10 protein-coding genes and 1 tRNA gene are annotated in these 12,879 nt (G+C 68.4%); 5 read left to right on the top strand and 6 right to left on the bottom strand.

The features are described 5' to 3' along the window. Positions 1 to 128: 128 nt before the first annotated feature. The 3 genes from hrpA to ACZ7M3_RS46870 all read left to right on the top strand — a co-directional run bounded on the left by hrpA (position 129) and on the right by ACZ7M3_RS46870 (position 4,833). A complete protein-coding gene (gene hrpA / locus ACZ7M3_RS46860) occupies positions 129 to 4,106 on the top strand; it encodes an ATP-dependent RNA helicase HrpA (RefSeq protein WP_472072100.1) in 3,978 nt (1,325 codons plus the stop codon). 93 nt (positions 4,107 to 4,199) lie between these two features. Further along, positions 4,200 to 4,274 (top strand) — tRNA-Asp (locus ACZ7M3_RS46865). Positions 4,275 to 4,644: 370 nt separating this feature from the next. Continuing rightward, positions 4,645 to 4,833: a DUF6274 family protein gene (locus tag ACZ7M3_RS46870; RefSeq protein WP_452963847.1), complete on the top strand. Its 189-nt coding sequence runs from the start codon at positions 4,645 to 4,647 to the stop codon at positions 4,831 to 4,833. 448 nt (positions 4,834 to 5,281) lie between these two features. On the opposite strand, the gene bldC is transcribed toward ACZ7M3_RS46870, so the two are convergent. Both bldC and ACZ7M3_RS46880 read right to left on the bottom strand, forming a co-directional pair. After that, entirely contained in the window at positions 5,282 to 5,488 is a 207-nt protein-coding gene (gene bldC / locus ACZ7M3_RS46875) for a developmental transcriptional regulator BldC (protein WP_003949541.1), read from the bottom strand. Positions 5,489 to 6,193: 705 nt separating this feature from the next. After that, positions 6,194 to 7,042, bottom strand: a complete 849-nt coding sequence (locus tag ACZ7M3_RS46880; protein ID WP_095853840.1) for a DUF8083 family protein — start codon at positions 7,040 to 7,042, stop codon at positions 6,194 to 6,196. Positions 7,043 to 7,287: 245 nt separating this feature from the next. On the opposite strand from ACZ7M3_RS46880, the gene ACZ7M3_RS46885 reads away from it, so the two are divergent. Then, complete coding sequence (locus tag ACZ7M3_RS46885; protein ID WP_261688647.1) at positions 7,288 to 8,376, top strand: Leu/Phe/Val dehydrogenase; 1,089 nt, start codon at positions 7,288 to 7,290, stop codon at positions 8,374 to 8,376. 321 nt (positions 8,377 to 8,697) lie between these two features. Continuing rightward, a complete protein-coding gene (locus tag ACZ7M3_RS46890; RefSeq protein ID WP_067377246.1) occupies positions 8,698 to 8,949 on the top strand; it encodes a DUF3073 domain-containing protein in 252 nt (83 codons plus the stop codon). 144 nt (positions 8,950 to 9,093) lie between these two features. Here the strand turns inward: ACZ7M3_RS46890 and purM are convergent, their stop codons facing one another. The 4 genes from purM to ACZ7M3_RS46910 form a co-directional block, all read right to left on the bottom strand. Beyond that, positions 9,094 to 10,191, bottom strand: coding sequence for a phosphoribosylformylglycinamidine cyclo-ligase (gene purM, locus ACZ7M3_RS46895; RefSeq protein WP_472072103.1), 1,098 nt, complete (start codon positions 10,189 to 10,191; stop codon positions 9,094 to 9,096). Positions 10,192 to 10,234: 43 nt separating this feature from the next. Then, a complete protein-coding gene (gene purF / locus ACZ7M3_RS46900) occupies positions 10,235 to 11,761 on the bottom strand; it encodes an amidophosphoribosyltransferase (RefSeq protein WP_067377097.1) in 1,527 nt (508 codons plus the stop codon). A 61-nt stretch (positions 11,762 to 11,822) separates the two neighbouring features. After that, entirely contained in the window at positions 11,823 to 12,614 is a 792-nt protein-coding gene (locus tag ACZ7M3_RS46905) for an META domain-containing protein (RefSeq protein ID WP_472072105.1), read from the bottom strand. Between the two features lie 84 nt (positions 12,615 to 12,698). Beyond that, positions 12,699 to 12,879: hypothetical protein (locus ACZ7M3_RS46910; RefSeq protein ID WP_472072107.1), on the bottom strand; the 181-nt coding region annotated here is incomplete at its 5' end.

A 12,879-nucleotide genomic window follows, 5' to 3' on the forward strand; every position in this document is an offset into this window, starting at 1 on the left:
GCGACGGGCTCGACGTACCGCCACGGCCCCGCCCCCGACGGACGGCGCACCCGGCGCAAGGCACCCCACAGGGTCCCCGGATAAAGCACTCGCCAGTAATTTCGGCGAGGTGAGATCCTGGACGGCGTATGTCTACGCATCCTGCCCCCGTCCTCGGCGACCTCGCCCCCCGCCTGGCCGAGCTGTCCCTGCGCGACGCGCACCGGCTCGGCCGCAGGCTCGAGGGCGCGCGCCGGATCCGCAAACCCGAAGCCCGCACCGCCGTGCTCGCCGAGATCGACGCGGAGGTCACCAAGGCCGAGGCCCGCATGGCCGAGCGCCGCACCCGCGTGCCCGCCGTCACCTACCCCGAGCAGCTCCCAGTCAGCCAGAAGAAGTCCGACATCGCCGACGCCATACGCGACCACCAGGTCGTCATCGTCGCAGGTGAGACCGGCTCCGGAAAGACCACCCAGATCCCCAAGATCTGTCTCGAACTGGGCCGCGGCGTCCGCGGCATGATCGGCCACACCCAGCCCCGCCGCATCGCCGCCCGCACGGTCGCCGAGCGGGTGGCGGAGGAGCTGGACACCCCCCTGGGCGAGGCCGTCGGCTGGAAGGTCCGCTTCACCGACCAGGTGAACCCGGACGGCACCTTCGTCAAGCTCATGACGGACGGCATCCTGCTCGCCGAGATCCAGACGGACCGCGAGCTGCGCGCCTACGACACGATCATCATCGACGAGGCCCACGAGCGCTCCCTCAACATCGACTTCCTGCTCGGCTACCTCGCCCAGCTGCTCCCCAAGCGCCCGGACCTCAAGGTCGTCATCACGTCGGCCACGATCGACCCGGAGCGCTTCTCCCGCCACTTCGGCGACGCCCCGATCGTCGAGGTCAGCGGCCGTACGTACCCCGTGGAGGTCCGCTACCGTCCGCTCCTCGAGGAGGAAGGGGACGACGCCGACCGCGACCAGATCACCGCGATCACGGACGCGGTCGAGGAACTGCAGGCCGAGGGCAAGGGCGACATCCTGGTCTTCCTCTCCGGCGAACGCGAGATCCGCGACACGGCGGACGCACTCACGAAAAAGAACTACCGCTTCACCGAGGTCCTCCCCCTCTACGCCCGCCTCTCCCACGCGGAGCAGCACCGCGTCTTCCAGCCCCACACCGGCCGCAGGATCGTCCTGGCGACCAACGTCGCCGAGACCTCGCTCACCGTCCCGGGCATCAAGTACGTCATCGACCCGGGCAACGCCCGTATCTCCAGATACAGCCACCGCACCAAGGTCCAGCGTCTGCCCATCGAGCCGGTCTCGCAGGCCAGCGCCAACCAGCGCAAGGGCCGCTGCGGCCGTACGTCGGACGGCATCTGCATCCGCCTGTACTCCGAGGACGACTTCGACACCCGCCCGGAGTTCACGGACGCGGAGATCCTCCGTACGAACCTGGCGAGCGTCATCCTCCAGATGACGGCGGCCGGCCTCGGCGACATCGAGAAGTTCCCCTTCATCGACCCGCCGGACCACCGCAACATCCGAGACGGCGTCCAGCTCCTCCAGGAACTGAACGCACTCGACCCGTCCGAAAAGGACGTACGCAAGCGCCTCACGGACACCGGCCGCAAGCTCGCCCAGCTCCCCGTCGACCCCCGGCTGGCCCGCATGGTCCTGGAGGCCGACAAGAACGGCTGTGCGCGTGAGGTCATGGTGATCGCCGCGGCCCTCTCCATCCAGGATCCGCGCGAGCGCCCCGCGGACAAGCAGACGCAGGCGGACCAGCAGCACGCCCGCTTCAGGGACGAGACGAGCGACTTCCTCGCCTTCCTCAACCTCTGGCGTTACGTCCGCGAACAACAGAAGGAACGAGGCTCGTCGGCCTTCCGTCGCATGTGCAAGCAGGAGTACCTCAACTTCCTGCGCATCCGCGAGTGGCAGGACATCTACACCCAGCTGCGCACGGTCGCCAAGCAGATGGGCATCCACCTCAACGAGGACGACGCGGCGGAGCAGAGCGTCCATGTCTCCCTCCTCGCCGGCCTGCTCTCGCACGTCGGCATGAAGGACGTGAAGGAGACCGGGGGCGAGAGCGGGCGCAGCACGGGCAAGAACGAGTACCTCGGTGCCCGCAACGCCAAGTTCGCCATCTTCCCGGGCTCGGCCCTCTTCAAGAAGCCGCCGCGTTTCGTGATGTCGGCCGAGCTGGTGGAGACCTCCCGTCTCTGGGCCCGGGTGAACGCCAGGATCGAGCCCGAGTGGGTCGAACCCCTGGCGGAGCACCTCCTCAAGCGCACGTACAGCGAACCGCACTGGGAGAAGGACCAGGCGGCCGTGATGGCGTACGAGAAGGTCACCCTCTACGGCGTCCCGATCGTCGCCCAACGCAAGGTCAACTACGGTCGTATCGACCCCGAGACGAGCCGCGACCTCTTCATCCGCAACGCCCTCGTGGAGGGCGACTGGCGCACGCACCACAAGTTCTTCGCCGACAACCGCAAGCTTCTGACCGAGGTCGAGGAGCTGGAGCACCGTGCCCGCCGCCGGGACATCCTGGTCGACGACGAGACGCTGTTCGACTTCTACGACCAGCGGGTGCCGGCCCACGTCGTGTCCGGCGCGCACTTCGACTCCTGGTGGAAGCACAAGCGCCACGACGAGCCCGAGCTCCTCGACTTCGAGCGCTCGATGCTCATCAACGAGCGAGCTGGTGACGTCAGCAAGGACGACTACCCCGACTCATGGCGTCAGGGCCGCCTGAAGTTCCGGGTGACCTACCAGTTCGAGCCGGGCGCGGACGCCGACGGCGTCACGGTCCACATCCCGCTCCAGGTCCTGAACCAGGTGACGGACGAGGGCTTCGACTGGCAGATCCCGGGTCTGCGCGAAGAGGTGGTCACCGAGCTCATCCGTTCCCTCCCCAAGCCCATCCGCCGCAACTACGTCCCCGCCCCGAACTTCGCGAAGCGGTTCCTCGACCAGGCGGTGCCCCTTCAGGAGCCGCTGCCGACGACCCTCGCCCGTGAGCTCAAGCGGATGGTCGGTGTCCCGGTCACGGCCGACGACTTCGACTGGTCCCGCCTCCCCGACCACCTGAAGATCACCTTCCGGATCGTCGACGAGCGGCGCCGCAAGCTGGCCGAGGACAAGGACCTCTCGACCCTCCAGCTCCAGCTGAAGCCGAAGGCGCGCAAGGCGATCTCGCAGGCCGCGGCGGCGACGGCGGAGCGCGAGGGCGGCGAGTCCCTGGAACGCACGGGCCTCACGGACTGGACGATCGGCACGCTGACGCACGTCTTCGAGACGCGCCGGGCCGGCCAGCCGGTGAAGGCGTACCCGGCCCTGGTCGACGACGGCCCGACGGCGAACACCGTCTCCGTACGTCTCTTCGACACGGAGGCCGAGCAGGCGCAGGCCATGTGGACGGGCACCCGGCGGCTGATCCTGCGCAACATCCCGGTGAACCCTGCCAAGTTCGCCTCGGACAAGCTCACCAACGCCCAGAAGCTCGCCCTGTCCGCCAACCCGCACGGCTCCGTGCAGGCCCTGTTCGACGACTGCGCCATGGCGGCGGCGGACAAGCTGATCGTCGACTTCGGGGGCCCGGCGTGGGACGAGGAGTCGTACCGGAAGCTGTATGACAAGGTGCGCGCCGAGATCGTCGACACGACGGTCCGGACGGTGGGCCAGGTGCAGCAGGTCCTCGCCGCCTGGCAGGCCTGTGAGCGCCGTCTGAAGGCCACCAGCAGCCCCACCCTGCTGGCAAACCTCACGGACGTACGGACGCAGCTGAACGCCCTGGTGAAGCCTGGCTTCGTCACGGCGACCGGCCTGCGCCGGCTCCCGGACCTGATGCGCTATCTGGTCGCCGCCGACCGTCGCCTGCAGCAGATGCCGACCGGCGTCCAGCGGGACACCACCCGCATGGAGAAGGTCCACGAGATGCAGGACGAGTACGCCTGGCTCCTGGAGCAGATGCCGCAGGGCCGGCCGGTCCCGCAGCAGGTCCTGGACATCCGCTGGATGATCGAGGAGCTCCGGGTCAGCTATTTCGCCCACGCGCTCGGCACGGCGTACCCGGTCTCCGACAAGCGCATCGTGAAGGCGATCGACGCGGCGGTGCCGTAACGGGACCTGCACGGTGGGTGAGTTCGACCCCGGGCTCACCCTCCTGTACAGTCTCTTCTCGCAGCACAACGCAAGAAAGTGACTGCGAAACCTGGTCCTGTGGAGCAGTTTGGAGTGCTCGCCACCCTGTCAAGGTGGAGGCCGCGGGTTCAAATCCCGTCAGGACCGCAAGAGATACGAGAGCCCGGGTCTTCGGACCCGGGCTTTCGTGCGTACGCGCTCCGCGCAGCCGTACGAACTCACGGACCCCTCGCGCCTCTGGACTCCCGGACCACCCGCGCGCGAACCACCCCCACGCGGACCGAGCGCCCGGCAGCGCACGTTCGGGTCCCCGGGCGCGCATCCACAGACTCCGAGCGCCGCGTACGCCCCTTCACGCGCCTCACGCGCCCCCACCACCACACGGCCGCTCCCCAGGCCCTCCCACCGAGCGCCGGACGCAGTCCCGCCCCCACCGGCGGAGCTCCCCGCACCTTGACGCCGTCACATTCGGCGGGTACCCCGGAATCCAGGGCACTCGACCTCCCGGAGGTGGTTCATGGCGGCGTTCGCTCGGCACGAGACGCGCGCTCTGCTCCGCGCCCATCTGTCGGCCGCCTCCGGGTATCGCCATCTGACGCGGCACTGCCCGATCTGCCACCAGCTCCTGAGACTGGCCATGGAGCCCTCCGCGCACGGCGAGGAGGACGAGACGGCGGCCGAGGACGAAACCCCCTCCCATGCGTGACCTCACGAGGGAGGGCACATCCGCCCAACTCCTTTAGCGCAGACGCGTCACAGGCAACAAGGACTCTGGCGTGTGACGGGTGTCACCGCATAAGTTTTCAGAAGGGCAGAACTTACACCCCACCTACAACTGGTCAATTTAATATGTGCAATTGCACCACTCTCCGAGGGCTCCCACAGGAGATCCGACAGCCCTCCCCAGACTCCGACAAGGCCGCTCACAGACCCACCGCACGACTCACACCCGCGCCTCTTCGGTGCCTGAGCAGGGCACAAAAAAATCGCGCTGGACCCGGCGGAGTCCAGCGCGATCGACGACGCACCCTTGTCGCATGTGTAACTGGGTCGGGCGTGAGCCCTGTTGGGGCAGGACCCGCGTCGCTTGGAGCTGTGGTTCGGGCGTCTTGACAGGTTGGGGGACCCGCCGAATTGCCCGGTTATGCGATTGTTCAGGCTTCGCTGCGCTGCTGCGGGATACCCGCGAGTAGCGCGCGGACCTCAGCCTCGCGGTAGCGGCGGTGCCCGCCGAGCGTGCGGATGGATGTGAGCTTGCCGGCCTTCGCCCACCGCGTGACCGTCTTGGGGTCGACGCGGAACATCGTGGCGACCTCAGCGGGGGTCAGCAGCGGCTCGGCATCAGGGGTGCGAGCGGTCATGAGCGGCCTCCTCGGGAGAACCGAACCTTCTCGGTTCTTTCCTCTAAATTCTGCACCTTGACCCGCGTTGCCCGAAATGGCGGACGCGAGTCGAGTCGGTTATAGGACGAACGGCTTGTCCTCGGCACTACAACTACACCATCCGTCCAGCCGCGTCGGCCAAACCGATGGAATTGCCCTCCCAGGTGTTCATCAGCGACGGAAGCCGATGGACCATGCCATAGCGGACAGTCACGCCACTGTGACGATCAGTCACAGGACGATCAGGAGTCGTCAGACCCCCCATAGCGCGCAATACCGAGATTCCCGCCCAGACATGGACGGATGGAGCCCTCCCCCGGGCTCCTTGTCCTATTTTGGCACGAGGAGGGGCAAGCGATGCAAGAGACAGGTAAGTGCCATACGTCACGCTTGACGCATCGTTGACACAAAAGACCGGATCAGGACCTAGGTCCCGCCCTGTGTGGTCTTCTCCCGCAGTGAGGGTTCTTCAGCGTGCGAGGACCATACGTCAGTTCGGGCGAACACCAGTGAGAAGCACATCACACTTCTCGTGCGGCAAACCCACCCCAGCCGTCCCGAGGCGCTCAGACACCCCGAAGTACTCAGACACCCCACAGGACGCACAGGTCCCACAGGGCGCACAGAACCCACGCGACACACAGGACCCACGCGCCCCGCGGGCCCGAAGGCCCTGGACGCCCCTCAGTTCGCCGAGCGCCGGTCCCGGACCGAGCGCCAGCGCTCCACGAGCCGTCCGTACGCCTCGCCCGCCGCCGCCCCGTCCCCATGACGCAGCGCCTCGATGCCCTCGGCGACGTCGGCCGCCGAGTGGTCGTCCTCGAGGTCCCCGGCCGGCAGGGCGTGCACGAGCCCTCCGTAGTCCAGCTCGACCAGCGAGCGCGGATGGAACTCCTCCAGCCAGCGCCCCACGTCCACCAGGCCGTCGATGAGGGGTCCCTCGTCCAGGGTGTCCCGCAGGGTCTTCAGGGCGCGTGCCGTCCGCCGCCGCGCCTGCACCATCGGCGTCCGGTAGCGCAGCGCGGGCGCGGCTCCGTCGCCGCCCGCCCCCTTCTCGTACCGCCGCTCCTCGTCGGTGACGAGCACGAACCAGTTCAGCGGCACCTGCCAGGTCGAGGTGCGGATCCACGGGCGGGCGTCGGGGTTGCGGGCCAGCCAGCGCTCGTAGTCGAGGGCCGCCTGGCGGCGTACGAGCGGCGGCAGGACCGCGTCCAGGACCGACACGGGCAGTTCGTCGGCCAGCTCCTCCAGCGCCTGCCAGCCACGCAGCCGGGTGCGCCAGGGACAGACGCAGAGCACTCCGTCGACGCTCAGCACGAACGCGTCCGCGCTCTCGTGCACCGGCACGGGGATCGGCGGAGTGGGCAGCAGGTCGGCCAGGGAGCGGCGCAACTCGTCCTGGTACGACGGACGCTCGGCGCGCCGTGCGTAACGCGCCCAGTGGGTTCGCTCAGGCTCCGGGAAGGCGGCCAGCGGTTCGTACACGCGCAGATAAGACGCGTACGGGACGATCACCGAGGACACCTTGGGCACCCCTGCTCCCTCCCCAACGGACCGGACACGAAACCCGGACGGGATCCCGGGCGAGCGGCACACGGGCGACCGGGAAATCACTGCAAATCGTCCCACGACCGTGCGGAAACGTACTCCGGGAGGAGGTGATCCTGAACACTGCGCGGATGGCCACCGGGCACAGGCTCTAATCTCATGCCCACGGAAGCCCGCCATCCGCACGGGCACCGTCCACAACCGCCGCTACTTACCTGGGAGTCACCACCGTGACCGACGTAACCGACGGCGTCCTGCACACCCTGTTCCATTCGGACCAGGGGGGTCATGAGCAAGTCGTGCTCTGCCAGGACCGGGCCAGTGGCCTCAAGGCCGTCATCGCCATCCACTCCACCGCTCTGGGCCCCGCCCTGGGCGGGACGCGTTTCTACCCGTACGCGAACGAGGAGGAGGCCGTCGCCGACGCGCTGAACCTCTCGCGCGGGATGTCGTACAAGAACGCCATGGCCGGTCTCGACCACGGCGGCGGCAAGGCCGTGATCATCGGGGACCCCGAGCAGATCAAGAGCGAGGCGCTGCTCCTCGCCTACGGCCGGTTCGTGGCCTCGCTCGGCGGGCGCTACGTCACCGCGTGCGACGTCGGTACGTACGTCTCCGACATGGACGTCGTGGCGCGCGAGTGCCGCTGGACGACGGGCCGCTCGCCCGAGAACGGCGGCGCCGGCGACTCCTCGGTCCTGACCGCCTACGGGGTCTTCCAGGGCATGCGGGCCAGTGCCCAGCACCTGTGGGGCGACCCGACGCTGCGTGGCCGCAAGGTCGGCATCGCGGGCGTCGGCAAGGTGGGACACCACCTGGTGGACCATCTGCGCGAGGACGGCGCCGAGGTCGTGATCACGGACGTACGCGACGAGTCCGTACGGCGGATCCTGGACAAGCACCCGACGGGCGTCACGGCCGCCGCGGACACCGAGGCGCTGATCCGCACCGAGGGCTTGGACATCTACGCCCCCTGCGCGCTGGGCGGGGCGCTGAACGACGCGTCCGTGCCGGTGCTCACCGCGCGGATCGTGTGCGGCGCCGCCAACAACCAGCTCGCGCACCCGGGCGTCGAGAAGGACCTCGCGGACCGCGGGATCCTCTACGCGCCCGACTACGTGGTGAACGCGGGCGGTGTCATCCAGGTCGCCGACGAGCTGCACGGCTTCGACTTCGACCGGTGCAAGGCGAAGGCCACGAAGATCTTCGACACCACGCTGGACATCTTCGCACGTGCGAAGGAGGACGGGATTCCGCCGGCCGCCGCGGCCGACCGGATCGCCGAGCAGCGGATGGCGGAGGCGCGCCGCCGCGGATAACGGAACCCTCCGTTCCGTCGCATTCCACGCGTGTCTCGACGCTTGTCAGGGACCCGCCGAGGGGACACTTCGAGAGAACTCTCACTCCCGTCGGCGGGTCGTCCGCCAAGAAGAGGTTAAAATCGCGGTTGACCAGCGGGGACAGGGCACCTCGCAGGTTCTGGGCCTAGGCGCGTCCTGCGGGCGACGTACCGTATGGGCGCGGGCTCAGGTACCGTGGAAGCCCTACGGACCGGTCTCTCCATGGAGAGCCCGTTCCAGATCATGAACGCGTGTCAAGACTCTGGGGCCACCGAGCCCCGTATCCGAGGGGGTCGAGCCATGGGGCGCGGCCGGGCAAAGGCCAAGCAGACGAAGGTCGCCCGCCAGCTGAAGTACAGCAGCGGCGGGACTGACCTCTCGCGTCTGGCCAATGAGCTGGGCGCTTCGACTTCGAGCCAGCCGCCGAATGGCGAGCCGTTCGAGGACGACGACGAGGAAGACGACCCGTACGCCCAGTACGCGGATCTCTACAACGACGACGATGAGGATGAGGACGAGTCCGGTCCACAGTCTCAACGTCGCGGCGCTTGACGCACCAGCGTCCCTCGCGGTTTCCGCGATCTCTCGTAGCTGTAGCGGTGAGCAGATCTCTGTTGGCGGATTTCTCGTAGCAACCGCACTTCACCCGGTCCGGGGCCTCAACGCCGGACCGGGTTTTGTGCTGCCCCGAGGGCCTCAGCTCGCGTAGTCGCCGATCAGGGCAGCGCCCGTCGCGTGCTCGCCGCGCTCGGTGATCTCACCGGCGACCCAGGCGTCCACGCCGCGGTCCGCGAGGGTGGCCAGCGCCGCGTCCGCCGATTCCTCGGGGACGATCGCGATCATGCCCACGCCCATGTTCAGCGTCTTCTCCAGCTCCAGACGCTCGACCTCGCCCGTCCTGCCGACGAGGTCGAAGACCGGGGCCGGCGTCCAGGTCTCGCGGTCCACGATCGCGTGCAGCCCGTCCGGGATCACCCGGGCCAGGTTGGCCGCGAGCCCGCCGCCGGTGATGTGGCTGAAGGCGTGCACGTCGGTGGTCCTCGTCAGCGCCAGGCAGTCCAGCGAGTAGATCTTGGTGGGCTCCAGGAGCTCCTCGCCGAGCGAACGGCCGAACTCCTCCACGTGCTGGTCCAGGCTGAGGTTCGCCCGGTCGAAGAGGACGTGCCGGACGAGCGAGTACCCGTTCGAGTGAAGACCGGAGGCCGCCATGGCGATCACCGCGTCACCCGTACGGATGCGATCCGGGCCGAGCAGCCGGTCGGCCTCCACCACGCCCGTACCGGCGCCCGCGACGTCGAAGTCGTCCGGACCGAGCAGGCCCGGGTGTTCGGCCGTCTCGCCGCCCACCAGGGCGCAGCCCGCGAGCACACAGCCCTCGGCGATGCCCTTCACGATGGCCGCCACGCGCTCCGGGTGGACCTTGCCGACGCAGATGTAGTCGGTCATGAAGAGCGGCTCGGCGCCGCACACCACGATGTCGTCCATGACCATCGCGACCAGGTCGTGGCCGATGGTGTCGTACACGCCGAGTCGGCGGGCGAGGTCGACCTTGGTGCCCACGCCGTCCGTGGCAGAAGCGAGCAGCGGGCGCTCGTAACGCTTCAGGGCGGAGGCGTCGAAGAGGCCGGCGAAGCCACCGAGGCCACCGAGGACCTCGGGGCGCTGCGTCTTCTTCACCCACTCCTTCATCAGTTCCACGGCGCGGTCGCCCGCTTCGATGTCGACGCCGGCAGCCGCGTAGGAAGCACCGGATGTGCCCGTCGACGCAGTCGACTGATCAGATACAGCAGACATTGCCTGAGATCTTTCGGGTTGGTGATACGGGGCTCTGCGGCGTTTACGGGCGACGGATCGCGTCGGCCGCGGCCGTGGCGGCGGGACCCGCCGCGAGCTCGGTCTCCAGAAGTTGCTTGCCCAGCAGTTCCGGGTCCGGGAGCTCCATCGGGTACTCGCCGTCGAAGCAGGCGCGGCACAGGTTCGGCTTGGCGATGGTGGTCGCCTCGATCATGCCGTCGATGGAGATGTACGAGAGGGAGTCGGCGCCGAGCGAGGTGCCGATCTCCTCGATGGTCATGCCGTTGGCGATCAGCTCGGCGCGGGTCGCGAAGTCGATGCCGAAGAAGCAGGGCCACTTCACGGGGGGAGAGGAGATCCGGATGTGGACTTCCGCCGCACCCGCCTCGCGGAGCATGCGCACCAGGGCCCGCTGGGTGTTGCCGCGCACGATCGAGTCGTCGACGACGACCAGGCGCTTGCCCTTGATGACTTCCTTCAAGGGGTTCAGCTTCAGACGGATGCCCAGCTGGCGGATGGTCTGTGAAGGCTGGATGAAGGTCCGGCCGACGTACGCGTTCTTGACCAGGCCGGCGCCGAACGGGATGCCGCTGGCCTCCGCGTAACCGATCGCGGCGGGCGTTCCGGACTCCGGGGTCGCTATCACCAGATCGGCCTCGACAGGGGCTTCCTTGGCGAGCTTGCGGCCCATCTCGACACGCGAGAGATACACGTTCCGGCCGGCGATGTCCGTGTCCGGGCGGGCCAGGTACACGTACTCGAAGACACAGCCCTTGGGCTTCGCTTCCGCGAATCGGGACGTACGCAGGCCGTTCTCGTCGATGGCGACGAACTCGCCCGGCTCGATCTCACGGACGTAGGCCGCGCCGCAGATGTCGAGGGCGGCGGACTCGGAGGCGACGACCCAGCCGCGCTCCAGGCGGCCGAGGACCAGCGGGCGGATGCCCTGCGGGTCGCGGGCCGCGTAGAGGGTGTGCTCGTCCATGAAGACGAGCGAGAAGGCGCCCTTGACCTGCGGGAGGACCGCGTGAGCGGCCTCCTCGATGGTCAGCGGCTTGCCGTCGTCGTCGACCTGGGCCGCGAGGAGCGCGGTGAGCAGGTCGGTGTCGTTGGTGGCGGCCACGCGGGTGGTGCGGCCGTCCTGCTTGGGGAGGTCGGCGACCATCTCGGCGAGCTGCGCCGTGTTGACGAGGTTGCCGTTGTGGCCGAGCGCGATGGAGCCGTGCGCGGTGGCACGGAACGTCGGCTGGGCGTTCTCCCACACGGAGGCGCCGGTGGTCGAGTAGCGGGCGTGACCGACCGCGATATGACCCTGGAGCGAACCGAGCGAGGTCTCGTCGAAGACCTGGGACACGAGGCCCATGTCCTTGAAGACGAGGATCTGGGAGCCGTTGCTTACCGCGATACCCGCGGATTCCTGGCCTCGATGCTGGAGGGCGTAGAGCCCGAAGTAAGTGAGCTTGGCGACCTCTTCACCGGGGGCCCAGACTCCGAAGACGCCGCAAGCGTCCTGGGGGCCTTTCTCGCCGGGGAGCAGATCATGATTGAGTCGACCGTCACCACGTGGCACGCCACCGAGTGTAGGCGAGATCGACCACTGGTCCGAATTGGGGATACGGATCTTTGACGGATCACTCGTCGGCGACGGCTTGGACGGTTTTTCCGTTTGTGCTGGTCAGCGCGATGGATCGGTGGTTCAACTCGTATACGACCGTGCTGTCGAAGAGGCCCAGCAAGGTCCTCTCGGTGTCCATGAGTGAGCCGTCGCACATCATCCGGGTGGTCTTGGCGGCGCCGAGGGTGATATGTCCGTCGCGGACGGTGGCCTTGGCGGTGACGTGGTTGCAGCCGAGACGGCCGGAAAGGGTGCCGTTCGCCTTGTCGAGGGTGAAGTGGGCGTCGGCCACTTCGGGAAGGGACTGGGCCACGTCACCGTCCCCGAGGGAGGTGACCGTCCACTTCGTGCCGTACAGGGGCGCGTCCGGTTCCTTGGTGAGATCGACGCGGTCGCCGCCGTCGGTGGTGAGCGTCAGCTTGTCGCCCTTGACCTCGCTGGTGAACGTGTTGTCGACGTAGGCGCGGCTGAGGCTCTGCTCGAAGCTCATGGGGTCCTTCTGGCAGCCCATGTCGGTCGCCTCGATCTCCCCGAAGTCCACACGGTCACCCTTGAGGGTGACGGTCGAGCCGAAAGTGTTGCAGCCGAGGTTGCCGCTGACGCGACCGTCTTCGCCGATCCGCAGATACGCGCTGTCCGGGGCCTGCCGGGTCCGGCCGTGCGTGGTGAGGGTGTCGACACTCCAGTGAACGCCGGTGACCGGGGACGATCCGGTCCCCACGGAGCCCCCGCCCGCCGTCTCGGTGCCGCAGGCCACGGCGAGCGGAAGCAGGGTCAGGACGCTGAGGGTCAGTCGCTGCTTGTCCATGACGGTGTGACGGGAGGGGTGGGGTGGCCGGTTCCCCTCCGGGGCGGTGCGGGTGGGCTCCGCCGGTGGAGTCGGTGGGTGGGGTCAGCGGGTGGAGTCGGTGGGTGAGGTCAGAGGGTGGAGTCTGCGGGTGAGGACAGCGGGTGGAGTCGGCGGGTGGGGCCAGCCGGTGAGGACAGCGGGCGGAGCCAGCCGGTGGAGCCGCCGGGTGGAGTCGGCCGGTGGGATCAGCAGGTGAGGACAGCGGGCGGAGCCAGCCGGTGGA

The sequence above is a fragment of the Streptomyces sp. NPDC111656 genome (assembly GCF_055656965.1).